Origin of the sequence: Streptomyces sp. Inha503, from assembly GCF_047215865.1 — a bacterium.
Classification (GTDB): domain Bacteria; phylum Actinomycetota; class Actinomycetes; order Streptomycetales; family Streptomycetaceae; genus Streptomyces; species Streptomyces lycopersici.
This window is the reverse complement of the sequence record NZ_CP178360.1, coordinates 8,374,600-8,400,493: the sequence shown is the minus strand read 5'-3', so window position 1 is coordinate 8,400,493 and position 25,894 is coordinate 8,374,600. Positions and strand designations below refer to the sequence as shown.

General features: G+C 72.8%; 24 protein-coding genes. 6 read left to right on the top strand and 18 right to left on the bottom strand.

Going from position 1 to position 25,894, the window contains the following annotated elements; all coding sequences use genetic code 11:
* Window positions 1-55 precede the first annotated feature (55 nt).
* The 3 genes from ACJX2R_RS35760 to ACJX2R_RS35750 form a co-directional block, all read right to left on the bottom strand.
* Window positions 56-2,188 carry a sensor histidine kinase gene (locus ACJX2R_RS35760; protein WP_413103461.1) on the bottom strand — a complete coding sequence of 711 codons (2,133 nt, stop codon included), beginning with the start codon at window positions 2,186-2,188 and terminating at the stop codon, window positions 56-58.
* 1 nt (window position 2,189) lies between these two features.
* Window positions 2,190-2,501 carry a hypothetical protein gene (locus ACJX2R_RS35755; protein ID WP_413103460.1) on the bottom strand — a complete coding sequence of 104 codons (312 nt, stop codon included), beginning with the start codon at window positions 2,499-2,501 and terminating at the stop codon, window positions 2,190-2,192.
* Between the two features lie 132 nt (window positions 2,502-2,633).
* Complete coding sequence (locus ACJX2R_RS35750) at window positions 2,634-3,074, bottom strand: hypothetical protein (RefSeq protein ID WP_413103459.1); 441 nt, start codon at window positions 3,072-3,074, stop codon at window positions 2,634-2,636.
* Between the two features lie 204 nt (window positions 3,075-3,278).
* Between ACJX2R_RS35750 and ACJX2R_RS35745 the strand changes: the two genes are divergently transcribed.
* A complete protein-coding gene (locus ACJX2R_RS35745) occupies window positions 3,279-4,265 on the top strand; it encodes an LLM class flavin-dependent oxidoreductase (protein ID WP_262703890.1) in 987 nt (328 codons plus the stop codon).
* Window positions 4,266-4,336: 71 nt separating this feature from the next.
* On the opposite strand, the gene ACJX2R_RS35740 is transcribed toward ACJX2R_RS35745, so the two are convergent.
* The 4 genes from ACJX2R_RS35740 to ACJX2R_RS35725 form a co-directional block, all read right to left on the bottom strand.
* Window positions 4,337-5,755, bottom strand: coding sequence for a sugar porter family MFS transporter (locus ACJX2R_RS35740; RefSeq protein WP_413103458.1), 1,419 nt, complete (start codon window positions 5,753-5,755; stop codon window positions 4,337-4,339).
* A gap of 216 nt (window positions 5,756-5,971) precedes the next feature.
* Window positions 5,972-10,360: an AAA family ATPase gene (locus ACJX2R_RS35735; protein ID WP_413103457.1), complete on the bottom strand. Its 4,389-nt coding sequence runs from the start codon at window positions 10,358-10,360 to the stop codon at window positions 5,972-5,974.
* 239 nt (window positions 10,361-10,599) lie between these two features.
* Window positions 10,600-10,806: a hypothetical protein gene (locus tag ACJX2R_RS35730; protein ID WP_037948583.1), complete on the bottom strand. Its 207-nt coding sequence runs from the start codon at window positions 10,804-10,806 to the stop codon at window positions 10,600-10,602.
* A 371-nt stretch (window positions 10,807-11,177) separates the two neighbouring features.
* Window positions 11,178-11,459, bottom strand: coding sequence for an acylphosphatase (locus ACJX2R_RS35725; protein ID WP_201850889.1), 282 nt, complete (start codon window positions 11,457-11,459; stop codon window positions 11,178-11,180).
* A 191-nt stretch (window positions 11,460-11,650) separates the two neighbouring features.
* Between ACJX2R_RS35725 and ACJX2R_RS35720 the strand changes: the two genes are divergently transcribed.
* Together ACJX2R_RS35720 and ACJX2R_RS35715 are read left to right on the top strand one after the other, a co-directional pair.
* A complete protein-coding gene (locus ACJX2R_RS35720; protein ID WP_413103456.1) occupies window positions 11,651-12,595 on the top strand; it encodes a CAP domain-containing protein in 945 nt (314 codons plus the stop codon).
* Between the two features lie 162 nt (window positions 12,596-12,757).
* Window positions 12,758-13,237 (top strand): winged helix-turn-helix transcriptional regulator, encoded by a 480-nt coding sequence (locus ACJX2R_RS35715; protein WP_413103455.1) that lies wholly within the window; start codon window positions 12,758-12,760, stop codon window positions 13,235-13,237.
* Here the strand turns inward: ACJX2R_RS35715 and mutM are convergent.
* The 9 genes from mutM to ACJX2R_RS35670 form a co-directional block, all read right to left on the bottom strand.
* The gene (mutM, locus tag ACJX2R_RS35710) at window positions 13,147-14,085 is read right to left on the bottom strand and encodes a bifunctional DNA-formamidopyrimidine glycosylase/DNA-(apurinic or apyrimidinic site) lyase (RefSeq protein WP_262703885.1); all 939 of its coding nucleotides are present in this window, start codon (window positions 14,083-14,085) and stop codon (window positions 13,147-13,149) included. The two genes, ACJX2R_RS35715 and mutM, sit on opposite strands and share 91 nt — an antisense overlap.
* A 126-nt stretch (window positions 14,086-14,211) precedes the next feature.
* Window positions 14,212-15,048, bottom strand: coding sequence for a ribonuclease III (gene rnc / locus ACJX2R_RS35705; protein ID WP_201850897.1), 837 nt, complete (start codon window positions 15,046-15,048; stop codon window positions 14,212-14,214).
* A gap of 19 nt (window positions 15,049-15,067) precedes the next feature.
* On the bottom strand, window positions 15,068-15,241 hold the full coding sequence (gene rpmF, locus ACJX2R_RS35700) for a 50S ribosomal protein L32 (RefSeq protein ID WP_037948573.1): 174 nt from the start codon (window positions 15,239-15,241) through the stop codon (window positions 15,068-15,070).
* A gap of 2 nt (window positions 15,242-15,243) precedes the next feature.
* Window positions 15,244-15,834 (bottom strand): YceD family protein, encoded by a 591-nt coding sequence (locus tag ACJX2R_RS35695; RefSeq protein WP_413103454.1) that lies wholly within the window; start codon window positions 15,832-15,834, stop codon window positions 15,244-15,246.
* Between the two features lie 194 nt (window positions 15,835-16,028).
* On the bottom strand, window positions 16,029-17,102 hold the full coding sequence (locus ACJX2R_RS35690) for a cell division initiation protein (protein ID WP_413103453.1): 1,074 nt from the start codon (window positions 17,100-17,102) through the stop codon (window positions 16,029-16,031).
* A gap of 107 nt (window positions 17,103-17,209) precedes the next feature.
* Window positions 17,210-17,719, bottom strand: a complete 510-nt coding sequence (coaD, locus tag ACJX2R_RS35685) for a pantetheine-phosphate adenylyltransferase (protein ID WP_182470741.1) — start codon at window positions 17,717-17,719, stop codon at window positions 17,210-17,212.
* Window positions 17,716-18,303 (bottom strand): 16S rRNA (guanine(966)-N(2))-methyltransferase RsmD, encoded by a 588-nt coding sequence (rsmD, locus tag ACJX2R_RS35680; RefSeq protein ID WP_413103452.1) that lies wholly within the window; start codon window positions 18,301-18,303, stop codon window positions 17,716-17,718. Before rsmD ends, coaD begins: the two co-directional genes overlap by 4 nt.
* 124 nt (window positions 18,304-18,427) lie before the next feature.
* Window positions 18,428-20,575 (bottom strand): ATP-dependent DNA helicase RecG, encoded by a 2,148-nt coding sequence (recG, locus tag ACJX2R_RS35675; protein ID WP_413106020.1) that lies wholly within the window; start codon window positions 20,573-20,575, stop codon window positions 18,428-18,430.
* 157 nt (window positions 20,576-20,732) lie between these two features.
* Window positions 20,733-22,511, bottom strand: coding sequence for a DAK2 domain-containing protein (locus tag ACJX2R_RS35670; protein ID WP_413103451.1), 1,779 nt, complete (start codon window positions 22,509-22,511; stop codon window positions 20,733-20,735).
* Window positions 22,512-22,776: 265 nt separating this feature from the next.
* On the opposite strand from ACJX2R_RS35670, the gene rpmB reads away from it, so the two are divergent.
* Window positions 22,777-22,962: a 50S ribosomal protein L28 gene (rpmB, locus tag ACJX2R_RS35665; RefSeq protein ID WP_009714771.1), complete on the top strand. Its 186-nt coding sequence runs from the start codon at window positions 22,777-22,779 to the stop codon at window positions 22,960-22,962.
* A 90-nt stretch (window positions 22,963-23,052) separates the two neighbouring features.
* Here the strand turns inward: rpmB and thiD are convergent, their stop codons facing one another.
* Both thiD and ACJX2R_RS35655 read right to left on the bottom strand, forming a co-directional pair.
* Window positions 23,053-23,892, bottom strand: coding sequence for a bifunctional hydroxymethylpyrimidine kinase/phosphomethylpyrimidine kinase (gene thiD, locus ACJX2R_RS35660; RefSeq protein ID WP_413103450.1), 840 nt, complete (start codon window positions 23,890-23,892; stop codon window positions 23,053-23,055).
* Between the two features lie 123 nt (window positions 23,893-24,015).
* Entirely contained in the window at window positions 24,016-24,984 is a 969-nt protein-coding gene (locus ACJX2R_RS35655; RefSeq protein ID WP_020868182.1) for a thiamine-phosphate kinase, read from the bottom strand.
* 136 nt (window positions 24,985-25,120) lie between these two features.
* Here ACJX2R_RS35655 and ACJX2R_RS35650 point away from each other — a divergent pair, with 136 nt between their 5' ends.
* Both ACJX2R_RS35650 and ACJX2R_RS35645 read left to right on the top strand, forming a co-directional pair.
* Window positions 25,121-25,354, top strand: coding sequence for an Lrp/AsnC family transcriptional regulator (locus tag ACJX2R_RS35650; RefSeq protein ID WP_037948554.1), 234 nt, complete (start codon window positions 25,121-25,123; stop codon window positions 25,352-25,354).
* Between the two features lie 20 nt (window positions 25,355-25,374).
* Complete coding sequence (locus ACJX2R_RS35645; protein ID WP_413103449.1) at window positions 25,375-25,872, top strand: DUF3515 domain-containing protein; 498 nt, start codon at window positions 25,375-25,377, stop codon at window positions 25,870-25,872.
* Window positions 25,873-25,894 lie beyond the last annotated feature (22 nt).

Here is a 25,894-nt window from a genome sequence, read left to right as displayed (position 1 = left end):
GCAAAAGTCTCCCCCGGCTACCGCTGGGAGGTGCCCCCGCCGGGGCGCAAAACCCTCACGGCGCCCGGCTCATCGATCCGCTGGTCTTGAGGAGGGCCCGGCAGGCCTCGTGCCCGGTCGGCTTCCGGTGCTCCTCCGGGTTGCCGTGTTCGCCCGGTCCGGCGAGGGGCAGCACCGCGTGGACCACCGTGCCGGTCGCCGATCCGGTCACCGAGCAGGAGCCGCCGATCTCCTCGGCCCGTTCGGTGACCGAGGCGAGGCCGACGCCGGGCACCGCGGTCTCGCGCAGGCCGCTGCCGTCGTCGGTGACCTTGACCTCGAGGGTGTCCGGGCCCGCGGTCAGCTCGACGCGCACCTGGCGCGCCCGTGCGTGCCGTACGGCGTTGGTCAGCGACTCCGCGGCGATCCGGTACGCGGCCGTCTCCACGCCCGGCGACAGCGGGGGCAGTGCGGCGGGGCGGCTGGCCACGCTGACCCGCAAACCGTCGACGCCCAGCCGGTGCGCCAGGTCGCGGACCGCACCGGCGAGTCCGCGGTCGGCCAGCGCGGCCGGGGCCAGGCCCGCGGTGATCCGGCGCACCTCGACCAGGGCCTCGGCAAGCGTCTCGGCGGCCTCGCACAGCTGCGGGGTGGCGGGGTGGCCGGGCGGGCAGGAGGTCTGGGCGATGTCCAGGCGCAGCCTTACGGCGGCCAGTTGGGGGCCCAGCCCGTCGTGGATCTCCCGGCGCAGCCGGCGGCGCTCCTGTTCGCGGGCGAGCACCAAGCGCTCGCGGGCGGCCTGGGCCTCCTCGGCCAGGCGCAGCGCGGCGAGCGCGGGGGCGGCCTGGTCGGCGAGGACGGAGAGCAGTCCGCTGTCGCGTTCGGCGGGGGTGCCTGAGCCGTCGCGGGAGACCTCCAGCCGTCCGACGGTACGGCCGTGGTGGCGCAGCGGATACGTCTGGACCGGGCCGGTCAGCGGGGCCCCCGCGGAGGCCAGCCGCCGGGGTCCGGCGCGGGTGTCGACGCTGACGGCGGCGCCCGAGACGCCGAGGTCCTCCACGGCGCTGCGGCAGATCTGCTGGGGCACCTCACCGGGGTGCGGGGCCTGTTGCAGCCGTACGGCGAGGGCGCTCACGGCCTCGTGCGGGCGGGCCCTGGGCCCGTAGAAGACGCGCTCGACGCAGAGGGTGAGCTTGCGGGCGCTGGGCCGCAGCCCCCAGCCGAGCACCAGGGCGCATCCGGCGGTGATGGTCGTGGCCCCGCTGCGTACGGAGGGGAGCCCGGCCTGGACGGCGACGACCGCGCAGACCACCACGGCGGCCAGGGAGGTGAGCACGAAGGCGCGGGCGAGACGGTGGCTGGTGGAGCGGTCCAGCCGCCATATGCCGGTGCGGGCGACGCCGAGGCAGATCGCGGCGGCCCATACGGCGCTGCCGACCGTACGGGCCACGATGGTGGGCACGCCCTCGCCCCACTGGGACAACAGGAGCGAGACGCAGGCCGGGTAGGCGGCGGCCAGCAGCGCCCAGTCGCGCCGCTCGGCGCCGCGCGAGACGGCGGCGCGGCAGCACAGGGCGGCGGTGACGGCCGCGGCGACGCTGCGCAGCACCCAGGGTTCGGCCTCGGCGTAGGCGTCGAGGTGGTCGAAGGCCCACTGGCCGCTCGCGGTGGAGAACGCCGGGTTGGCCACGGAGCCCACCCGGGGCTCGCTGATCAGCCACAGCCCCGCGTACCCCAGCCAGTAGCCGGACGCGCCCAGACTGATCACCCACCACTGCCACCGCCGGCGCCCGCCCCGGGGGAACAGCCACAGCGGCAGCAGCAGTACGGTCAGCGGGCGGCAGGCCATCTTGGCGGCGGCGAGCAGCAGGGACAGCACGGCGCCCGTGGTGCCCAGGTCGGCCAGGCCCAACAGCCCGGCGGCGGCCGAGGGCAGCAGCCACAGGCCGCCGGCCACCAGCAGGACGCCGCCGTAGCGCCGGGCCGAGCGCTCGGCGAGCAGCAGCACGCCGACGCCCAGCACCGGGACGCCCACGGCGACCCTGGTCAGTACGGTGGCGCCCCGGGGGTGGGGGTAGGCGAGCGCGAGCCACTCGTCGTTGACCCGCAGCAGCCCGGCCACCCATCCGGCCAGGACCACCACGATCAGTGCCGATACCCCGCCCGCGGCGCGCACGGCGCGGTCCTTCGGCAGTGCGGCCTGTCGCATCTCAACCGGCGGCCGGCCCGGCGGTCAGGGCGCGCGCCGCGCCGGAGCCGCTGCCTCTGACCCACAGCGTGACGTAGTTGTCGTTGCGGCCGGGGCGGCATTTGTACTCCGCCCACTTGTGCCGTTCGACACCGGCCTTGCCCGCGCGTTTGCAGGCCGCGGTGGTGTCGTAGTGCCCCGCCTCCCGCCAGTCGGTGTCGGCGGTCGTGGCGGCGTGGGAGGAGGCGGTGGCTGGGGAGGTGGCCGCGGTCCACATGACGGCCCCGGCGCTCAGGCCGAGGGCGATCGCCGTGCGGATTCGGGTAGGGCGCATGGTCGTTCTCCTTGTGTCTCGCCCCGAGCACTACCCGCCACCGCGGCCGTGAAGTGCGCGGATGCCCCGGCCCACCCGAACCGGTGACCTCCTAGCACCCCCGTTTCCATAGCCGGCGCCGGTCTCCGGTGCTCACCCCACGAGCAGCAGTACGGCCACCGCGATCGTCTCCGCCTCTCCGTAAGGCAGTCCGAAGCGCATCAGGGCGAGCATGATGGGCTGCGCCGCCCAGACCTCCAGCGTGTCGAGGAAGTTCGCGAGCCGGTGGGCGTAGCGGCGCACCATGGCGGTCTCGCGGGGGCTGAGCCGGCTGAGCAGCTTGGCCAGCAGCGCGCCCCCGTGGCGGAGGGCGGTCACCAGCAGCCGCTGCCGGATGAGCCGCGCGGCCTGGGGATCGGGACCGGTACCGGCGCTGGCGCCATCGCCCTCGCCGTCGCCGTCGCCGTCGCCGCAGAAGAGCGTGGCCTTGGCGGATTCCAGGGGCCCGGGGTCGCCGGCGGTCTGCCGGACCCGGGCGATGAGGTCGTCGATGTCGGCCGCGGTGATGAGCGATTCCCCCGTGCTGATCGTCACGCGCCCCTCCTCAGTGGGTGTGTGCGGGCTGTGGCCCATGGTGAGGGCCGGCCCTCACCATGGGCCGCCCCGCGTCCCAGGCACATGAGTCATCCGCCCCGGCCGTGCCCGTGCGGTGGGCCGAACGGGCCATGACGGTAGCGATTTGACGGTCCGTCAGATACGGTCCGGCTGCCGCGTCCCATGACGAAGGAGGACATCCGCATGCCCGTCACGGTCGTACGCCTCAACCTCGTCGATCCCGACGCGACCCCGCGCGGCCTGTCCGAGCGGTACCGCGCCGCGCTGGAGATGGCGGCCTTCGCCGATGAGCGGGGCGTCTCCACCCTCCAGACCGAGGAACACCACGGGTCCCCCGACAACTGGCTGCCCGCCCCGCTGGCCTTCGCGGGCACGCTGCTGGGCGCCACCCGCCGGATCACCGTCACCGTCTCGGCGCTGATCGCGCCGCTGTACGACCCGCTGCGGCTCGCCGAGGACCTCGCCGTACTGGATCTGGCCAGTGGCGGGCGGCTGATCACGGTGGCGGGGATCGGCTACCGGCCGGAGGAGTACGCGGCCCTGGGCACGGACTGGAAGCGGCGCGGCGCGCTCCAGGACGAGGCGCTGGAGACGCTGCTCGCGGCCTGGACGGGCGAGCCCTTCGAGTACCGGGGCCGCACCGTCCGGATCACCCCGCGCCCGTACACCCGGCCGCATCCGCCGCTGCTGATCGGCGGCAGCTCCCAGGCGGCGGCGCGTCGCGCGGCGCGCCTGGGCCTGCCGTTCTTCCCCAGCGCGCATCTGCCGGAGCTGGAGGCGTACTACCACGCACGGCGGGAGGAGTACGGCACCGAGGGCTGGTGTCTCATGCCCCCGGCGGCCACCCCGCTACTGCATCTGTCCGAGGACCCGGACCGGGCCTGGGAGGAGTACGGCAGCCATCTGCTGTACGAGGCGCGCAGGTACGCGTCCTGGCAGCAGGGCACGGTGCGCTCGGCGGTGCGTTCACGGGCCGAGGACGTGGCGGCGCTGCGCCAGGAGGGCGTCTACCGCATCGTCACCCCGGAGGAGTGCGTGGCGCTGGCGGAGGAGGGCGGCGAGATGGCGAGTCTGGTGCTTCATCCGCTGTGCGGCGGGATGCCGGTCGAGGAGGGCTGGCGGTCCCTGCGGCTGTTCGCGGAACGCGTGCTGCCCCGCCTCAAGGACTGATGAGTGCTGCCCCGCCTCAAAGGGCTGAGGCGGGGCAGTTCTCCTGTTGCGAGGAGTGGGCGGCGGGGGGGTCAGCCCATCTCCTCCAACGCCTTGCCCTTGGTCTCCGGCACCCACTTGAGGATGAACGGGATCGAGAGCAGGGCGAAGGCCGTGTACATGATGTACGTACCCGACAGGTTCCAGTCCGACAGGCTCGGGAAGCTGGCGGTGATGGCCCAGTTGGCGATCCACTGGGCGGAGGCGGCGACGCCGAGGGCGGCGGCGCGGATCTTGTTCGGGAACATCTCGCCGAGCAGGACCCAGACCACCACACCCCACGAGAGGGCGAAGAACAGCACGAAGGCGTGGGCCGCGATCAGCGCCAGGACACCCTCCGCGTGCGGCAGCTTGCCGTCCACCAGGTGCGCCGAGAAGGCCCAGGCCACCAGGGAGAGGGAGACCGCCATTCCCACGGAGCCGATGAGCGCGAGCGGCTTGCGGCCGACCCGGTCGACGAAGATCATCGCGATCACGGTGCCGAGGATGTTGATGATCGACGTGGTGAAGGAGTAGAAGAACGAGCTGCTCGGGTCGACGCCGACGGACTGCCACAGCGTCGAGGAGTAGTAGAACGCCACGTTGATGCCGACGAGCTGCTGGAAGACCGAGAGCCCGATGCCGATCCAGACGATGGGCAGCAGACCGAACCGGCCGCCCAGGAGGTCCTTGAAGGTCGACTTCTCCTCGCTGCGCATGGCGTGGTCGATCTCGGCGACCCGCACATCGAGGTCCACGGTCTTGCCCTCGACCTCCTCCAGGACCTGCTTGGCCTGGGCGGTGCGGCCGACGGAGATCAGGAAGCGGGGCGACTCGGGGATGGCGAAGGACAGCAGCCCGTAGAGGACGGCCGGGATGATCATGACGCCGAGCATCCACTGCCATGCCTCCAGGCCGGCGATCTGCCCGCGCTGGTCGCCGTCGGCGAGGTTGAGGATGCCCCAGTTGACGAGCTGGGAGACGGCGATGCCGACGACGATCGCGGCCTGCTGGAACGAGGCGAGCCGGCCGCGGTAGGCGGGCGGGGCGACCTCGGCGATGTAGGCCGGGCCGATCACCGAGGCCATGCCGATGCCGACGCCGCCGAGCACCCGCCAGAAGGCCAGGTCCCACAGCGAGAAGGGCAGCGCCGAGCCGACCGCGCTGATCGTGAAGAGGGCGGCGGCGATCTGCATGACGCGGATCCGGCCGATCCGGTCGGCTATCCGGCCGGCGGTGGCGGCGCCGATGGCCGAGCCGATCAGGGCGATGGCCACGACCTGGGCGAGGGCCGCGGAGCCGATGTCGTACTTGCCGCGGATGGCTTCGACCGCTCCGTTGATCACCGAGCTGTCGTAGCCGAAGAGAAAGCCGCCCATCGCGGCGGCTGCGGTGATGAAGATGACGTGGCCGAGGTGATCCGGCTGGGCCTTGCGGCCCTCGGCTCCCTGTGCCTGCACGGTGGTGGACAACGTGAACTCCTGACGCCCGCCCGGCAACGGCGCCGGACGTGGGGGGACGGCTGGCCCTTCCAGCGGTCGCTGCCGAGACATCGACCACCACTTGAAGGTAAAAGCAACGTTGCAGAGACTATTCCTTCAAGTTTCGAAGTCAATAGGGTGTGACGAAGAAATCGCTCCAGCACGCCGACATGCGGGAGCAAGTCTTGACTTCAAGTATTGAAACGGTCACCGCAGGCGCTGGCTGATGACCTTCGAGACGCCGTCACCCTGCATGGAGACGCCGTACAGCGCGTCGGCGACCTCCATCGTCCGCTTCTGGTGAGTGATCACGATCAGCTGGGAAGCCTCCTGGAGCTCCTGCATGATCCGGATCAGCCGCTGGAGATTGGTGTCGTCGAGCGCCGCCTCGACCTCGTCCATCACATAGAACGGGCTCGGCCGCGCCTTGAAGATCGACACCAGCAGGGCCACGGCGGTCAGCGAGCGCTCACCACCCGACAGCAACGACAGCCGCTTGACCTTCTTGCCCGGCGGCCGGGCCTCCACATCCACGCCCGTGGTCAGCATGTTCTCGGGGTCGGTCAGCACCAGCCGCCCCTCCCCGCCCGGGAACAGCCGCGAGAAGACGCCCTCGAACTCGCGCGCGGTGTCCCGGTACGCCTCCGTGAAGACCTGCTCGACCCGCTCGTCGACCTCCTTGACCACCTGGAGGAGATCGGCCCGGGTCTTCTTGAGGTCCTCCAGCTGCTCGCTCAGGAACTGATGCCGCTCCTCCAGCGCGGCGAACTCCTCGAGCGCCAGCGGATTGACCTTGCCGAGCTGCTGATACGCGCGCTCCGCGGCCTTCAGCCGCTTCTCCTGCTGCGCCCTTACGTACCGCACCGGCTGGTTGCGCGGATCCTCAGGATCCTCCGGCAGTACCTCGCCCTCGGCGGGCGGGGACGGCGGGACCAGCTGGTCGGGGCCGTACTCGGCGATCAGCCCGGCCGGTTCGACGCCCAGTTCCTCCAGCGCCTTGGTCTCCAGCTGCTCGATCCGCATCCGCTTCTCGGCGCCCAGCACCTCACCCCGGTGCACCGAGTCGGTCAGCTTGTCCAGCTCGCCCTTGAGATCACGCCCCTGGCCGCGGGCGGCGTCCAGCTCCCGCTCCCGCTCGGCCTTGGCGCGCTCCGCGGCGTCCCGCTCCCGCTCGGCCCGTACCAGCGACACCTCGACATGCGCCAGCAACTGGCGGGCGCCGGAGGCCACGGCCGACGCCACCTCGGCCTCATGGCGCAGCCGGGCGCGCCGCTGCTCGGCGCGTGCCCGGGCCTCGCGCTCGGCGCGCGCGCCCCGGTCGAGCGCGTCGGCCCGCCCCGCGAGCCCCTTGACGCGCTCCTCATGCGTACGGACCTGGAGCCGCGCCTCCATCTCGGTCTGCCGGGCGTTGGCGCCGTCGGCCGCCAGCCGGTCCCGTACGGAGGTGTCGGGCTCCTCCTCACCCGGCTCCTCCTCCGCCACGGCCAGCCGTTCGGCGAGCTCCTCGGCCTCCTCGGTGGCCCGCTCCAGCGCCTCCTCGGCCCTGGCGACCGCCGCGGTGCTCCGCTCGGCCTCCCCGGCGGCCCCGCGCGCCTGCCCGGCCAGCCGGCCCAGCGACTGCGCGACCCGCGACTTCTCCCGGTCCGCCGCGCTCCGGCGGCCCGCGAGCTCCTCGACGAGCGCCAGGCACTCGGCCCGCCGCTCCTGCGCCGCGCGCTGCGCCCCGGCCAGCTCCTCGCACCGTACGGCGAGCCGCTCGAGCTCGGCCGCGGCCTCGTCGACGGACGCCTGCACCTCCAGCAGCGTGGGCGCCCCGGCGGACCCGCCCTGCGCGAAATGCGCCCCGAGCAGGTCGCCCTCGGCGGTCACGGCCGTCAACTCCGGCCGCCGCGCGAGCAGTTCCTCGGCCTCCTCCAGGCTCTCGACCACCACCATGCCGTCGAGCAACCGCCTTACGGCGGGCAGCAGCGCCGCGGGCCCAGCCACCAAATCCGCCACCCGCGGCAACGCTTCGACGGCCGCGGCCCTCCCGCCCGGCGCGTCCCCGGGCCCAACGCCCGGTACGGCCGCCTCTCCCCCGGCGGGCTGCGGCACCCGCGCGGAAACGCCCGCCGCGGCCGCCCCACCGACGGCAGCGACCGCGGCACCGGCCTCGGTCACGGCCGACCCGCCGCCGAGCGCCGCAAGGGCCTCGCGCCCCTCGCTCGCGGCCTCGGTACCATCCCGGCCCGCGGAGTCGGCCCCCGGCACCCGCGTACCGGGCACGGCGGCAGCGCCGTCAACCGTGCCGGGAGACGCCCCCGCAGCATCGGCGACGGCCTGCGGCGTGACCGGACCGACGGGCTCCGACGCACCACCCGGCCGAGGGCCCTCATCGGAGCCGTAGGACTCGGCCACCGGACCGTCCGGGGACCGTGTGACCGGCACGGCGGCAGCACGGTCAACCGTCTCGGTGGAGCCCTGCGGCGCGCCAGCGTGTGAACCAGCCCCGGCCGTGGGGTCATCTCGGCCCACGGAATCGGCACCCGGCACCCGCGTACCGGGCACGGCAGCAGCGCCGTCAGCCGTCTCCGGGGAGCCCTCCGCAGCGGGGGAACCGGCCCCGGCCGTGGGCGTTTCGGCGTTCGCGTCCGGTGCCGCGCCTGGCTCGAACGTGCCAACGAGAGCGCGGGGCGCCGCCGGGGTGGCCGTCGGTCGCGGTGCGGGCCCCTGGTCCGGCTCGCTCCGCGCGGCCCCCTCGGCGCGCGTGCCCGGCACGTGGGTGCCCCCGGGCGCTGGCTCGCCGGAGCTGCCCGGGTCCGAGGCGGCGGACGGGGACTCCGCCAGGGTGGTGGCCGAGGGCTCCGCGAGGTCGGCCGACGGCGGCTTCTCCGCCGCTGGCGTCGTCAGCAGCAGGGCGGCGCGGCCGGCGTCGTCGGCGCGCAGGAGGCGGATCGCCTCGGCGGCCGCGTGGGGGCCGCTGACGGCGATCGCGTCGGCGGCGGCGCCCAGGGCCGTGGCGACCGGGACCTCGAAGCCCGGGGTCACGGTGAGGAGTTCGGCGGCGGGGCCCAGGAGTCCGCCGAGGCGGTCGGCGGCTGCCATAAGGGCGCCCGTGCCGTCCTTACGGCGCAAGCCGAGGGCGAGGGCGTCATGCCGGGCGGAGGTGGCCGCGCGCTCGCGTTCGGCGGCCGTCGCCGCCTCGCGGGCCGCGCTCAGCGCGGCCTCCGCCTCGGCGAGCTCACGCTTCGCGGCCTCGTGGCGCTCCGCCAACTCCGCGTCGTCCGCGTCGAGTCCGTCGACCTCCGCCTTGAGCTGCTCGTACTCCTCCTGTGCGGCGACCGCCCGGGTCTGTGCCTCGTCGCGGGACGCGGCCAGCCGCTCGATCTCGGCGCGGGCCGAACCGGCCCGGCCGCGCGCGGCGTTCACCTGGCCCTGGAGCCGGGCGAGCCCTTCGCGGCGGTCGGCGATGGCGCGGGCCACGTCCTTGAGCCGGCGCTCCTCCTCGGCCAGGCTCCGCTCGAGCTCGGCCCGGTGCTCCACGGTGTCGTCCAGCGCCCGGCTCGCCGCCTCCAGGGCGGCCTCCAGCTCGGCCTCCTGCTCCCGGATGCGGGCCGCCTCGCGTTCCATGTCCTCGGGGTCGCGGCCGCGCCGCTCCTCCCCGGGGGCGGAGGTGGCGCTCTTGACCCGGGCGTCCGCCAGGCTGATCGTGCCGCGCACCCGCTCGGCGAGCTGGGAGAGCTCGTACCAGGTCTGCTGGGCGTCCCGGAGCCGGGGCGCGAGCCGCCGCACCTGCTCCTCCAGCGCCGCCTCGCGCTGCTGCGCGGCGCGCAGATCGGTCTCGGCGGCCTCCTTGCGCCGCTTGAGCTCGGCCTCGTCGGCGACCTCGGCGCGCAGCGCCTCGCGCAGGGTCACCAGGTCGTCGGCGAGCAGCCGCAGCCGGGCGTCGCGCAGGTCGGCCTGGATGACGGCGGCCCGCCGGGCCACCGCGGCCTGCCGGCCGAGCGGTTTGAGCTGGCGGCGCAGCTCGTCGGTGAGGTCCTGGACGCGGGCGAGGTTGGCCTGCATCGCGTCCAGCTTCCGCAGCGCCTTCTCCTTGCGCTTGCGGTGTTTGAGGACGCCCGCGGCCTCCTCGATGAAGGCGCGGCGGCCGGTCGGGTCGGCGTGCAGCACCCCGTCGAGCTGACCCTGACCGACGATGACGTGCATCTCACGGCCGATGCCGGAGTCGGAGAGCAGTTCCTGGATGTCCAGCAGCCGGCAGGTGTCCCCGTTGAGCTGGTACTCGCTGCCGCCGTTGCGGAACATGATCCGCGTGATGGTGACTTCGGCGTAGTCGATGGGCAGCGCGCCATCGGCGTTGTCGATGGTGAGCGAGACCTCGGCGCGGCCGAGCGGGGGACGGCCGGTGGTCCCGGCGAAGATGACGTCCTCCATCTTGCCGCCGCGCAGGGACTTGGCACCCTGTTCGCCCATGACCCACGAAAGGGCGTCCACGACATTGGACTTGCCCGAGCCATTGGGGCCGACGACGCAGGTGATGCCCGGCTCGAACCGGAGCGTCGTGGCGGAGGCGAAGGATTTGAACCCTCGCAGGGTCAGGCTCTTGAGATGCACGCCTTTGGACTCTACCCGCCGTGCTTCCTCCCGCACCGTCCCATGACGGTGGCGCGGCGCACCCGCCCCGGCTTTTTCTCTGTTTCAGCAATGATCGGTTTCACCGCCGGAAGAGAGGGGCACATCAGTCGGTAAGGGTGGCTCGGAGGCACACTGGGGATACGACGAAGGGACGCCGAAGCGTCCCTTGAAGATTCTCAAGCGGCTGACGATGCAGCCCGACCGGCCCTGGGGCTGGGTCAGGCGAGCGCAGGCTCCGCCTGGGATACGTCGATGCTTTCGAGCAGCGAGTCGCCGTGACGAGCGGCGGCGGACAGCGCGTCGTTCTCGGCCTGAATCCGGACGATCTCGGATTCAAGGTCCTGGACGCGCTGCTGAAGCCGTCGCATCTCGGCGAGGACTCGGGGGTCGGAACCGCCGACGTAACCGAGAAGCGCCTTTGCCATGATGGATGGTCCTCCACACTGAGTGACCGACCGAAGCGGTGTGGGTCGTGAGGGATTTGCACCCGCGCTGCCTGCCGAAATTACTACCGTGCTGCGCGGCAAACAGTTAAGGTGCGCGGGGCTTCCAGCGTCTCACCAATTGGTTTGAGGGTCAACACGATCACACGCCGACGGGCCCGCAGGGGCCGAGAGCACACTGACGGCGGACGGTCCCGCCCCTCTCCAGATGACCCAGCGCGGTCGGGGATCTTTCGTGACTCCGCAGCCTTCCATGGCGCGGCCCCGTTGGCAACCATCAGCCGATTTCTGCTCACCGTGCGCAGGGAAGGCGTGGTCAGAGGGGGCCGCGGAGAGCGTCTCCGGTGAGTTGATCAACGGATCTCGAAGGCGTCGTAGCCGCCGCGCGGTGTGTCCCAGATCTCGGTGATTCCCTCGACTTTCCCGGGCGTGTCGCCGTCCCGGAGCCATTCGAGCAATTGTTCGCACTCCGCACGCGGGCCCTCCGCGACCACCTGCACCCGCCCGTCGGCGAGATTGGACGCGAAGCCGACGAGGCCCCCGATGCGCAGTGCGTTGGCCCGGGTGTACCAGCGGAAGCCGACGCCCTGGACGCGGCCGCGGACCCACACGGTGAGGCGGACTCTTTCGTTCATATGCGCACGCTAACCCCCCGTCCGAGCAGCCGCTAAACCATCGAATTGCCCAGTGGGCAGGCGCGTTGGGGCCCGAATGGCGTACAGTCCCGGCTCAACAGGACTCACCCACACGAGTGATACATGGCTCGCGCACACGAGTGACACATTTAGAGCGACTTTTGACGCCGAGCACACAAGGAAGGCAGGAGATGGGCCGCCATCGACGATCTGCCCCCGGTACCCCGGCGCAGGTGGCCGCCGCAGGCCGCCACCGGGGACCGCACCGGAGCCCCCTCGCTCCGGTCCGGACCGGACTGTTGGGCGTATCCGCCGCTGTCGCGGTCGGCGCCGTGGCGATGGCCTCCGGACTCGGTCCGAACGGCTACGAACTCGGCGGGGGCAATGACTCCGCCGGACAGGTCCAGGCGGGCGGTCCCTCGGACTCCGGCCTGGAGACACAGGGCTCGCAGTCCGCGACCCCCACCGATCGTGGCACGGTGCCGCCCAGCCGTGGTGACGATCGGACTCACGCACCCTCCACAACTCCCCCCAAGACCCCCGCCAAGCCCTCTGAGACGCCCTCCACCACCCCGCCGGAGCAGCCCGGGCCCTCCCAGCCCTCCGGGAACGACCGGCCCGGCGGAAACGGCAAGGGCAAGGGAAGCGACAACAGCAACGGCAAGGGCGGCGCGAACGGCGGCGGGCACGGCAAGCCGTCGCGGACGCCCTCGACGGAGCCGACCGCTCCCGAACCCCCGGCGAATTCGGCCGGACCCGAGGCCGCCTCGGAGGCCGAAGTCCTCACCCTCGTCAACAAAGAGCGCAAGAAGGTCGGCTGCGACCCCGTGACGGCCGACTCCAAACTCGCCCAGCTGGCAGAGGACTTCAGCGAGGACATGTCCCTGCGACAGTTCTTCGACCACATCAACCCCGACGGCGACAGCCCCTGGGAGCGCGCCGAGGGCGCGGGCATCCTGGACCTGGGCGGGGAGAACATCGCCCGCGGCCAGTCGGACGCACAGTCCGTGATGGACTCCTGGATGAACAGCTCCGGCCATCGCGCCAACATCCTCAACTGCTCGTTCAAGCGACTGGGCGTCGGCGCGCACTTCGGCGACGGCGGCCCCTGGTGGACCCAGGACTTCGGCTACTGAGCCACCGAGCGGAGCCCCCGAGCGGGCCTCCGCATCCGGCCAGGTATGAAAGCCCGGGGCGTACGAAGGCGCCCCGGGCTTCCTCATGCCCGTACGAGCAGCACACTCACCAGCCGAAAGCGCGACCCTGGAGTCAGCGCTGAGTGCGCGTATGGTGTGGGTATGGACAGTGAACGCACTGGCGGGGAGTCCACCGAGGTGGACACGGAGAACCTGGCCTTCGACGTGTTCGCCCGCGCCTGCCCCTCACGCGGCACGCTGGAGCACGTCACCGGCAAATGGGGCGGCCTCATCCTGAGCGCGCTCCACGACAGCACCTTCCGCTTCAACGAACTGCGGCGGCGGGTCGACGGCGTCAGCGAGAAGATGCTGTCCCAGACGCTGCACGCGCTGGAGCGCGACGGTCTGGTGCACCGCGAGGCGCAGCCGACCAACCCGCCCCGGGTGGACTACCGGCTGACCCCGCTGGGCAGCGCGGTCGCCGAGCGGCTGCTGGCCCTTATCCACCTGGTCGAGGACCGGATGCCCGAGGTGCTGACGGCCCGGGAGCGCTACGACACCACGCGCGCCGGGAGCGGCGAGGCGGCGGCCGCGCCGGACGCCGGGCGGGCCCCCGTGGTGGCCGGGCGCGGCGGGCGCTGACAGCGCGGGCAGAAGTAGCTGGAGCGGTTCATCCAGGGGCGGCGGCGCATCGCGGTGCCACAGCGGCGGCAGGGCTCGTCCTCCCGGCCGTAGGCGTCCAGGGAGCGCTCGAAGTACCCCGACTCGCCGTTCACGTTCACATAGAGGCTGTCGAAACTGGTGCCGCCGACGGCGAGCGCGGCGGTCATCACCTCGCGCACATGGTCCAGGAGTTCGGCGGCGCGCGGCCGGGCGAGGGTGGCCGTGGGCCGGTCGTAGTGCAGCCGGGCGCGCCACAGCGCCTCGTCGGCGTAGATGTTGCCGACCCCGCTGATCAGCGACTGGTCCAGCAGCGCGCGCTTGATGGTGGTGCGGCGGCGGCGCAGCGCGAGGTGGAACGCGGCCTCGTCGAAGGCGGGGTCCAGCGGGTCGCGGGCGATATGCGCGATGGCGTCCGGCAGCCCCTCCAGGTCGCCGGGGACGGTGTCGTGCAGCGAGAGCCCGCCGAAGGTGCGCTGATCGACGAAGCGCAGCTCGGTGCCCGCGTCGTCGGCGAAGCGGACCCGGATGCGCAGATGCTTCTCGTCGGGCGCCTCGGCCGGCTGGACCAGCAGCTGCCCGCTCATCCCGAGGTGGGCCAGGACGGACTCGGCGGGCGCGCCGTCGTCGAACGGCAGCCACAGGTACTTGCCGCGGCGCCGGACGGTCCCGGCGCGGCGGCCCCGGAGTCGGGCCGCGAAGTCCTCCGCGCCACCGAGGTGGCGGCGGACCGCGCGGGGGTGCAGCACCTGGACCTCGGCGACCGTACGGCCGCTGACCCAGCGCTCCAGTCCGCGGCGGACCACCTCGACCTCGGGCAGCTCGGGCAACGGGGGCCTCCTTGAGCCTTCGAGCCCTCACCGCCCCCGGGCGGAACGGCCCGGGGCGGGCCGTCCGCCGCGGGGGCGGTGAGAGGCGTTACGGACGTGCTGGACGGTGCGGGTCGGGAAGGCCGATCAGCGTGCCGGGGAGGCCGTGTCGGCGGCGGCTCCGCCGTCCGCCGCCGTGCCCGCGGTACCGGCGTCGGCCGCCTTGGCCTTCGCCTGGGCCTCGTCGGCAGCCGCGCGGATGGCGCGCCAGGCGGCCTCGGCCGCCTGCTGCTCGGCTTCCTTCTTGCTGCGGCCGGTGCCGGTGCCGTACGCGACACCACCGACGCGGGCGGCAGCCGTGAAGGTCTTCTCGTGGTCGGGACCGGTCTCGGAGACCAGGTACTCAGGGACCCCGAGCCCTTCGGTGGCGGTCAGCTCCTGGAGGCTGGTCTTCCAGTCCAGGCCCGCGCCGAGGTTCGAGGACTTCTCGATGAGCGGGTCGAAGAGCCGGTGGACCAGCTCCGCGGCGGCGTCGAGCCCCCGGTCGAGATAGACCGCGCCGATCACCGCTTCAAGGGTGTCGGCGAGGATGGAAGCCTTGTCCCTGCCGCCGGTGCCCTCTTCGCCCCGGCCGAGCCGGATGAAGGCGCCGAGGTCGAGGCCGCGGCCCACCTCCGCGAGCGCGCGCGAGTTGACCACCGCGGCCCGCAGCTTGGCCAGCTGGCCCTCGGGCAGGTCGGGGTGGATGCGGTACAGCGTGTCGGTGACCACCAGGCCGAGCACCGAATCCCCGAGGAATTCCAGCCGCTCGTTGGTGGGCAGCCCGCCGTTCTCGTACGCGAAGGAGCGGTGGGTCAGCGCACGCACCAGAAGGGCGGACTCGAGCTGGTACCCGAGCCGCCCTTCCAGGATCGTGTGAGACGAGGCCGTGTCCGCCTGGGCCGCTTCACCGCGCTTGCGCGGGGGCGTGGTGGCGTCTGACATAGAGCCTGTCACCCGCCGATCAGACCTCGAGGACCTGGCGGCGGTTGTAGGTGCCGCAGCTCGGGCACGCGATGTGCTGCTGCTTCGGCTCGTGGCAGCGCTCGCACGCCACCAGGTTGGGGACCGCAGCCTTCCACTGCGACCGGCGGTGGCGCGTGTTGCTGCGCGACATCTTCCGCTTCGGAACAGCCACGGCTACTTCTCCTGTGAGTCATCCCCGCGCTCGCGGGGTGCGTTGTCCTTCTCGCCGTCCCTCATGGTCTCGGCGAGTCCCTGCAATGCCGCCCAACGGATGTCGGCGGACTCGTGGTGGTGGCCGGGGTCGTCCGCGAGCCGCGCACCGCAGTCGGCGCACAGCCCCGGGCAGTCCTCCCGGCACACCGGCTGCAACGGCAGTGCGAGCACCACCGCGTCGCGCAGCACGGGCTCGAGGTCGAACAGGTCGGCCTCGAGGAAGAGCATGTCCTCCTCCTCGGCGTCGTCGCCGGTATCCGCTTCGCGGCTCCGGTCGTCGGCGTCGGGGTAGGAGTACATCTCCTGGAAGTCCACTTCGAGCTCTCGCTCCAGCGGCTCCAGACACCTTACGCACTCCCCCGTGAGCGGCGCACGGGCGGTGCCTGTGACAAGCACCCCTTCCATGACCGACTCCAGGCGGAGGTCCAGCTCGATCGTCGCGCCCTCCCGCACCCCGATGACCTCGATGCCGAGGTCCTTGGGCGCCACCACGGAGCGGGAGACCCTTTTGAGCGCACCGGGACGGCGGCCCAGCTCACGCGTGTCGAACACGAGAGGGGCGCGATGGTCGAGGCGGGCGTTCAGGGCTTCCTGCTTTCTACGCTGCGGTGGGCCACCCGATCCGCTACGAAACGGGCAGCCAAGATCGCGGACGTACGCGCGACCGAAGAGCCAGGATACTGGACGGGCCGCCGTAGACCCAATCCGCCCGGTGGAGAAGGGGTTCCCCACTCACCTCGGAGCGCTCAGCGGCCCTGCTCGTACTGGCGGAGCTGATCGAGGTCGATCATGCTCGTGTCGAACAGGCTGGTCTCGTCGAGCGCGGCGCCCGGCTGCTGCTGCTGGTGCTGGTGCTGGGGCAGTTGCTGGGGCTGCTGGGGCACGTAGGCCGCGTTCGGATCGTAGCCCTGGGCCTGCTGCTGCCAGCCATAGGCGTCCTGCTGATAGCCGCCCTGCGCGGCGTACGGGTCCTGCTGTGCGTACGCCTGCTGGTAGCCGTACGCGTCCTGCTGCTGGTAGGCCGCGGTGGCGGCGTAGTACGCGGCGTCGGCGGCCGCCTGGTCGGGCGGGGCGACGGGCTGGACGAGGTCCGCCTGGGATTGGGCCAGGTCCGCCAGATAGTCGTCGTCGGTGGTCCGCAGGGCCATCCCGGCCTCGTCCTGGGCCGCCATATGGGCGCCGAGCTCATCGGCGGGCCGGGCCCCGAGCAGCTTCTGGCGGCCCCGGCCGACCGCCTCCAGGGTCTTGGCGAGGACCGCGGAGACGGCCCCCAGCTTGGTGTCCACGTACTCGTCCGCGCGGTGCCGCAGAGTGGCCGGGTCGGCGCTGCGCTCCGGGCCCTCCTCGGGCTGCCCGAGGCCGTCCTCGGCGCCGGGGGCGCGGCCGAGCAGCTTCTCCCGGCCGCGGTCGACCGAGCCGATGGTCTTGGTGAGCACGACCTCGAAGTTGGCCAGCTTGCTGTCCACGTAGTCGTCGGCCTCGACGCGGATCTCCTCGGCCTCCCGGCGGGCCTCGGTGAGGATCCGGTCGGCCTCCTCCTGGGACTTCCGCACCAGCTCGGTGTCCGAGATCAGCGAGGCGCGCTGGGCGTGCGCCGACTCGATGATCCGCTCGGCCTCCCGGTGGGCCTCCTCGACCATCTGGTCCCGGCCGCCGATCAGCTCCTGGGCGTGGGCCAGGGAGTCCGGCAGCGCCGCGCGCACCTCTTCGAGCATGGCGAGCAGCTCGGCGCGGTTGACCACGCACGAGGCCGACATGGGCATGGACCGGGCGCCGCCGACGGTATCGACGATCTCGTCGAGCTTCTTCTGCACGTCCACTGTGGGTGCTCGCAGACTGTCTGGATGCGGATGGGTACGGGACACGAACGGGACGACTGTACGGCCAGCGGGCGCCTCCCGGACAGCCACTGACGCCCCGTCAGCCGCTACTTCCGGCCGAGCCGCTCGGCGAGCGCCTCCAGGACCAACGGGGGCACCAGGTGGGAGACGTCGCCGCCCCACGCCGCGACCTCCTTGACCAGGCTGGAGGAGAGGAAGCTGTAGGTGGGGTTGGTGGGCACGAACAGCGTCTCCACGCCGGAGAGTCCGTTGTTCATCTGGGCCATCTGCAACTCGTAGTCGAAGTCGCTGACGGCCCGCAGCCCCTTGACGATCGCGGGGATGTCCCGCTGCTTGCAGAAGTCCACCAGGAGGCCGTGGAACGCCTCCACCTGAACGTTTCCGTACTCCTCGGTGGTCTTGCGGAGGAGGTCGATCCGCTCGTCCACCGTGAACAGGCCCTGCTTCGACTTGTTGATCATCACGGCGACGTGCACGACGTCATAGAGCTTGGAGGCACGGGCGATGATGTCGAGGTGTCCATTGGTGACGGGGTCGAACGACCCCGGACAGACTGCGCGGCGCAACGGAAGTTCCTCGCTCTCGGGTCCGGTCATGACGCGTTCTCGCACGTCGAGGCGGCGCGACCGTACCAAAGCGTGCCCTCCCCGTAGCGACGGGCCCTGAGCCCCTCGAATCCGGCAGGCCACACGAACTCCCCACCTCGTGTGCTCCGCTCAACGGTGGCCAGCGCTTCGGGCGCTAGCCAGCCCTTCCCCAGGAGTGTGAGGAGGATCTCGCGGAGTTGGCCGTCGGTGACCGCGTAGGGCGGATCCAGGAAAACGACGTCGTACGGGCCGGTGACGGGGGCCTGTCCGGCGATGGTCTGTTCGGCCTTGCCGGTGCGCAGCTCCGCGCCGGGCAGACCGAGGGCGCGGACGTTCTGGCGGATCGTGCGGGCCGCCCGCGGGTCGGATTCGACCAGCAGCGTGTGGGCGGCGCCGCGGGACAGCGCCTCCAGGCCGACCGCGCCGGAGCCGCCGTACAGGTCCAGGACGCGGGCGCCGTCCAGCGAGCCGAGCAGCGACTCCCAGGTGGAGAACAGGCCCTCGCGCGCCCGGTCCGAGGTGGGTCGGGTGCCGTTTCCCGGCGGCACGGCCAGGCGGCGGCCGCCGGCCGCTCCGGCGATCACGCGGGTCATGGGTGGGGGCCGTCCTTCGCGGTGGTCGGGGCAGCGGCGCCGGGTGCCCTTCCGGGCGGAGCCGCCGCATCTCCACGATATGGCGTACCGGGGCGGGCGGGGGCCGGGCGCTCCCCGCGGGCTCTCAGCCCTTGTCGAGGAACTCCGCGCGCTCCTTGTCCAGCAGGGCGTCCAGCGCGGTGCGCAGCTGCGGGTATCCGGTCAGCTCCGGATCGGCGGCCACGATCGCGGCCGCCTCCTCCCGGGCCGCCGCGATGACCTCCTCGTCGTCGATGACGGCGAGCACCCGCAGCGAGGAGCGGACCCCGGACTGGGCCTGGCCGAGCACATCGCCCTCCCGGCGCTGCTCCAGGTCGATCCGGGACAGCTCGAAGCCGTCGAACGTGGCCGCGACCGCGCCCAGCCGCGCCCGGGCGGGGCTGCCCTCGGGCATGTCGGTCACCAGCAGACACAGCCCGGCGGCCGCGCCCCGGCCGACGCGGCCGCGCAGCTGGTGCAGCTGGGAGACGCCGAACCGGTCGGCGTCCATGATCACCATGGCGGTGGCGTTCGGCACGTTCACACCGACCTCGATGACGGTCGTGGCGACCAGGACGTCCACCTCGCCCGCGGCGAAGCGGCGCATCACCTCGTCCTTGGCCTCGGGCTGCATCCGCCCGTGCAGCACCTCCACCCGCAGATCGCTCAGCGGGCCCTTGACGAGCTGCTCGGCGACGTCCACGACGGCCAGCGGCGGGCGCTTCTCGGCCTCGTCCTCGGCGGACTTCTCCTTCGCCGCCTTGGACTCGTCCTCCTCGTCCCCGATCCGGGGGCACACCACATAGCCCTGGTGACCGGCGGCCACCTCCTCGCGCACCCGCTCCCAGGCGCGGGCCAGGAAGTGCGGCTTGTCCTTGGCGGGCACCACATGGGAGGCGATCGGGGAGCGGCCCGAGGGCAGCTGGTCCAGGACGGAGGTCTCCAGGTCGCCGAAGACGGTCATGGCGACGGTGCGCGGGATCGGCGTGGCCGTCATCACCAGCAGATGCGGGGGCTGCTTGCCCTTGGAGCGCAGGGCGTCGCGCTGCTCGACCCCGAAGCGGTGCTGTTCGTCCACGACCACCAGGCCGAGATCGTGGAACTGGACCTTGTCCTCGATCAGGGCATGGGTGCCGATCACGATCCCGGCCTCGCCGGTGACCAGGTCCAGCAGCGCCTGACGGCGGGCCGCGGCACCCATGGAGCCGGTGAGCAGCACCACCTTGGTGCCCTGCTCCGCACCGCCCAGCATTCCCCCCTCCGCCAGCTCCCCCATCATCTCGGTGATCGAGCGGTGGTGCTGCTGGGCGAGCACCTCCGTGGGCGCGAGCATCGCCGCCTGTCCCCCGGCGTCCACGACGCCGAGCATCGCGCGCAGCGCGACCATGGTCTTGCCCGAGCCGACCTCCCCCTGGAGCAGCCGGTGCATGGGGTGGTCGGTGGCGAGGTCGGCGAAGATCTCCTCGCTGACCTTGCGCTGGCCCTCGGTGAGGGTGAACGGCAGCCGGGCGTCGAAGGCGGTCAGCAGCCCGTCCGGGGCGGGCTTGCGGGGCGCGGCGGGCAGCTGGGCGTCGGCCTGCCGCCGCCGGGCGAGCGCCACCTGGAGGACGAACGCCTCGTCCCACTTCAGCCGGTCCCGGGCCGTCGCGATATCGGCCTTGGTGCCCGGCCGGTGGATCTTGCGCAGCGCCTCGGGGAGCGTGGCCAGCCCCCGGCCCTCGCGCAGGCTCTCGGGCAGCGGGTCGATCAGCCCGGCCAGCGCGGACTCCTCGTGACCGGCCGGGCCGAGCACGGTGTCGACGGCCTGCTGGATCTGCCAGGACTCCATCTGCTTGCACGCCGGGTACAGCGGCAGCAGCTGATTGGCGAACGCCTCCACGGCCTCCGCGCCGCTCCCCGCGCCCAGCGTCTTGAACTCCGGGTGGGCCAGCTGCCGCTTGCGGTTGAAGACCGAGACCTTCCCGGCGAACATCGCGCGGGTGCCGGGCTGGAGCTCCGTACGCGGCTTGTGGACGCCCTTGCCGAAGAAGACCAGCTGGAGACGGCCGCTGCCGTCGGTGATGGTGACCTCCAGCCGCCGGCCCCGGCCGCCGTTGAACGTGTGCACCCGGGCGTCGGCGACCTGCGCCACCACGGTCACATGCTCGTCCAGGGGCAGGTCGGACAGCCGGGTCAGCTCACCGCGCTCCGCGTACCGCCGCGGGTAGTGGTGCAGCAGGTCGCCGACGGTGTGCAGGTCGAGATGGTCGGCCATCACCTTCGCGGTGTTGCCGCCCAGGACCTTCTTCAGGGGTTCATCCAGCACGGGCACCCGTCCATTGCACACCACGGGGGTGACAATCGGGGATGACGAGCGGGGTGATTCCGGCGGGGTGATCTCGGCGGGGCGGCCCGGGGATCGGCCGCCGGGCTCATTCGATGCCTATGATCAGCGGCGCGGTGGGCTGACCGCCGCGGTAGACGACCGTGTCGACGGCGAAGTGCCCCTCCCGCACATGCCGCTCCAGCCGTTCGGCGACCTCGTCCGGAAGGTCCGCGCCGAGTACCAGCGTGACCATCTCACCGCCCGACGCCAGCATCCGGTCCAGCACCGTCTCGGCGGTCGCGGCCAGCTCCGAGCCGATCACCGCCACATCGCCGTCGATCATGCCCAGGACGTCCCCGGCCTGGCACACCCCGGCCATGGTCCAGGACTGGCGCTCGGCGACGGCCAGCTCCGCGTAGCGGGTGGCGCCCGCGGCCGAGGTCATGGCGACCACGTCCTCGTCGAAGCTGCGGCCCGGCTCGTGGACGGCGAGCGCGGCGATGCCCTGGACGGCGGAGCGGGTGGGGATCACCGCGGCCCGTACGCCCTCGGCGCGGGCCTGGGCCGCGGCCGCGGCCGCCGTGTGGTGCAGCTCGGTGTCGTTCGGCAGCAGTACGACCTCCCGGGCGTGGGCCCGGCGGACCGCGTCCACCAGCTCACCGCTGGCGGGCGGCTCCCCGGGGCGGGTGGCGACCGCGGTCGCGCCCGCCTCGGCGCACAGCGCGGCCAGCCCGTCGCCGGGGACGACCGCGACCACGGCTCGGGGCGCGCGCTCGGCGCGCACGCCGCCCGTGGGGGCCTGGGCGCCGGACTGGTCCGGCAGCACGATGGCCGGGCTCGGGCGGTCCGGACCGCCCGAGCCCGCCTTACGGACGGCGGCGCCGTCGAAATGGGTGATCCGGATGCGGTACGGGCGCCCGGCCTGGATGCCCGCCTCCACGGCCGCCCCCGCGTCGTCCACATGGACGTGGACGTTCCACAGGCCGTCGCCGCCGACGACCACCAGGGAGTCGCCGAGGGCGTCCAGCCGCTCCCTCAGGGCCGTCACGGCCGTGTCGCCGGCCTCCAGGAGGTAGATCACCTCGAAGGCGGGCCCGCCGTCCGGGGCGCCGTCGGCGGAGCAGCCCGCCAGATCCTGCCCGCCGGTCCCGGTGGGCGCCAGGGCGTCACGGCCGGGGCGGGCCGGGGCGAGCGCCGCGGGGGCCTCGCCCGACAGGGCCTGGGCGAGCCCGCCCAGGACCGTCACCAGGCCGTAGCCGCCCGCGTCGACCACCCCCGCGCGGGCGAGGACGTCGAGCTGTCCGGGGGTGGCCTGGAGCGCCGCACGGGCGCCCTCGTACGCGGCGCGGGCCACCGTGGCGACGTCGCCCGTGGCGCGCTCCGCGCTCTCCGCGGCGGCCACGGCGACCGTAAGGACGGTGCCTTCGACGGGGTGCGCGACGGCCAGGTAGGCGAGGTCGACCGCGCGCCGCAGCGCCCGCCGCAGCCCGTCCGCCTCGCCTGCGCCCGGGTTCCCGTCCGCCTCGCCTGCGCCCGGGTTCCCGTCAGGCGTGCCGTCCGCCAGGACGTCCGCCATACCGCGCAGCAGCTGCGCCAGGATCGTGCCGGAGTTGCCCCGCGCGCCGATCAGCGCGCCATGGGCCATGGCGCGCACCACATCGGCGAGGGTGGGACGGGACACGGCGGCCGAGGTCGCGTGGCCGTCGAAGGCGGCGTCCACGGCCCGTGCGGCGGACTCGACGGTCAGATACAGATTGGTGCCGGTGTCTCCGTCCGCGACCGGATAGACGTTGATCGCGTCGATGTCCGCACGGGCCCGGCCCAGCGCGTCGAGGGCGAGCCCGCACCAGGTCCGTACCGCATCGGCATCGAGCGTGTGCGGCACGAAAGATCCTCCTCGGAGGCTGCTGGGGCGGGGTGGGCATCGCGTCATCGCAGGGTAGCCGCCGCCCTCGGCGGGTGCCGGGGCAGCCATGATAGTTTCGTTGTACGGGAGTGGCCGTTGTATGCTGCTCCGGTTGCCCGATGCGAATCGGGCCATTCCCCCCAGGCGCCGCCGGATCCTCCACGATTCAGTCAACGCCCGGGGCATCCGTTCAGTGTCCTGTCTCCTCGCGAGAAGCGAGGTTGACCCGTCTTTGGAGTAACCCGTGGCTGCCAACTGCGACGTCTGCGGCAAGGGGCCGGGCTTCGGCAACAACATCTCGCACTCGCACCGCCGCACCCGCCGTCGTTGGAACCCCAACATCCAGACGGTGCGCGCTGTGGTCGGTCGCACCCCGAAGCGGCTCAACGTCTGCACCTCGTGTATCAAGGCCGGCAAGGTTTCGCGCTAGTCGTCTAGTCGCACGGCCTCCCCGCGCAAGCGGGATACCGGTACGCCCAGGCCGGTCCACCTATGGCGTGGACCGGCCTTTCGCGTGCCCTCAGCCGGTCCCCTCCGACAACCACCCATGGTCGACCGGGCCGATGCCCGTGCCCAGGGGGAAGCCCGCCGCGATGGCGCCCGTGACGTAGTCCTTGGCCGCCGTGACGGCCTCGGGGACCTCGTAGCCACCCGCCAGATACGTGGCGATGGCCGCGGCCAGGGTGCACCCCGTGCCGTGCGTATGGCGGTTGTCCTGGCGCGGCGCGCGCAGCCAGTGCTCCTCGGCGCCGTCGGTGAGCAGATCCACCGCGTCGCCGCCGGGCAGATGGCCACCCTTGATCAGCGCCCACCGCGGGCCGTGGCCCAGCACCGCCCCGGCCGCCCGCCGCTGGTCGTCCTCCGACTCCACGCGGACGCCCGTGAGCTGGGCCACCTCGTCCAGGTTGGGTGTGGCGACGGTCGCGGTCGGCAGCAGCTTCGTACGGACCGCGTCCAGCGCCTCGGTGGCCAGCAGCGGGTCACCGTGCTTGGAGACGCCGACCGGATCGACGACCACCGGGGCGGTGACGTCCGCGAGCAGCGCGGCGACGGTCTCGACCAGTTCGGCGGTCGCCAGCATGCCGGTCTTGACCGCCTGGACGCCGATGTCGTCGGCCACACTGCGGAACTGGGCCCGTACGGCCTCGGCGGGCAGCTCCCAGGCGCCCTGGACGCCCAGGGAGTTCTGCGCCGTCACCGCGGTGATCACGCTCATGCCGTGGGCGCCCAGGGCCAGCATGGTCTTCAGGTCGGCCTGGATGCCCGCACCGCCGCCGGAGTCCGATCCGGCGACGGTGAGGACGCGCACGGGCACCGAGCCGTCATGGGCGGGGCGGGGGAGGCGGGGAGGTAGAGCCATGGCACCGAATCTACTCGGCGCCCCGGCACCCCCGAACGTCCCCCAGGGCGTCCTTACGGTCGCTCGGCGCCCATACCGTCACCCGGCAACGTCACTCGGCGCCCTTACGGTCGCACATCACCGTCACTCGGCGCCCTTACCGTCGCCGAAGTGGTCCCAGCCCCCGTGTGCCCAGGGAGCTCCGTCCACCGTCACCTGGGGCAGCGCAGAGGGGTTGAGCACCTCGCCGATCACCTTCCAGCGGGCCGGCAGCTTGGCGTCGGGCGGGAAGGTGGCCACGATGGCGTGGTCCTCTCCCCCGCTGAGCACCCACTGGAGCGGATCGACGCCCACCGCCTGCCCGATGTCCGACATCTGCGAGGGGACGTCGATGTCCGCCGAGCGCAGGTCGATGCGGACCTTGCTGGCCTCAGCGATATGCCCGAGGTCGGCCACCAGCCCGTCGCTCACATCGGTCATCGCGGTCGCGCCCAGCCCGGCGGCGGCGGGACCGGCGTGGTACGGCGGCTCCGGCCGCCGGTGCGCCTCGACGAAGGCCCGCGGCGAGCGGAAGCCGCGCGAGAGCACCGCGTGTCCGGCCGCCGACCAGCCCAGCCACCCGGTGACGGCGACGACGTCGCCGGGCTGGGCACCGGATCGGGTGACCGGATCGTGGTTGCGCAGATCGCCCAGTGCGGTGATGGAGACGGTGATGGTGTCCCCGCGCACGACGTCACCGCCCACCACGGCCGCGCCCGCGACCTGGCATTCGTCGCGGATGCCGTCCATCAGCTCGGCCGGCCAGGTCACCGGCAGATCGGCGGGGACCACCAGGCCGAGCAGCAGGGCCGTCGGCACGGCGCCCATGGCCGCGATGTCGGCCAGGTTCTGGGCCGCGGCCTTACGGCCGACGTCATAGGCGGTGGACCAGTCCCGGCGGAAGTGCCTGCCCTCCAGCAGGATGTCCGTACTGGCCACGACCCTCCGGTCGGGCGCGGCCACGACCGCGGCATCGTCACCGGGCCCCAACCTCACCGCCGGGGTGGTGGTGAGCCGGGATGTGAGCTCTCTGATGAGCCCGAACTCCCCCAACTCGCCCACGGTGCCCTTCATCCCATCGCCCCTTCGTACTCGTGACCGCTTTCCGCCGCGCCGCGCTCCCCGCGCGGGTCTCCCCGCGCCGCATGGCGACGCGGTACCGTGGCGTCCCTTCTTTCCACATGATCCTCGTAGCCGCCCTGGAGGTTCCGTGGTACAGGCGTACATCCTGATCCAGACCGAGGTCGGCAGGGCCTCGACCGTGGCCGACGTCATCGCCAAGCTCCCCGGGGTGATACAGGCGGAGGACGTGACGGGCCCCTACGACGTGATCGTGCGGGCCCAGGCCGACACGGTCGATGAGCTCGGCCGCATGGTGGTCGCGAAAGTCCAGCAAGTGGAGGGGATCACCCGTACCCTGACCTGCCCGGTCGTCCATCTCTAGCTCCCCCGTATGATCGGCCGGTGAATTCCGCACACCGTAGTCTCGCCCGACGGCTCGTTCCGCTGTCCACCGCGGTGGCCCTGGCCCTGGTGCCGGTGGCCGGTTGCTCCTTCACCGGGGATTCCGACGACACCAAGGCGCCCGCGGTTCCCACTCCGGCCCCACAGGCGGCCGCGATATGCCGGGCGCTGCACAAGGAACTGCCCGACGCCGTGAACGGGCTGAAGCGGGGCACCGCCGAGCCCGCCTCGGACTACACAGCCGTGTGGGGAGACCCCGCCGTGCAGCTGCGCTGCGGGGTCCCCCGGCCGGAGGCGATGGGCTCCAAGACCGACTCGGCCGAGGTGAACGGCGTCGAGTGGCTCCCGGAGAAGCGCAAGGACGGCTACCGCTTCACCACCGTACTGCGCCGGGCCTATGTCGAGGTGACCGTGCCCGGGAAGTACTCCCCCGAGATCAACCCCCTGCTCGACCTCGCCCGCGCCGTCAAGGAGACGGTCCCGAAGGGCGTGGCCTAGCCCGGCCCGGTGCGACTGGCGC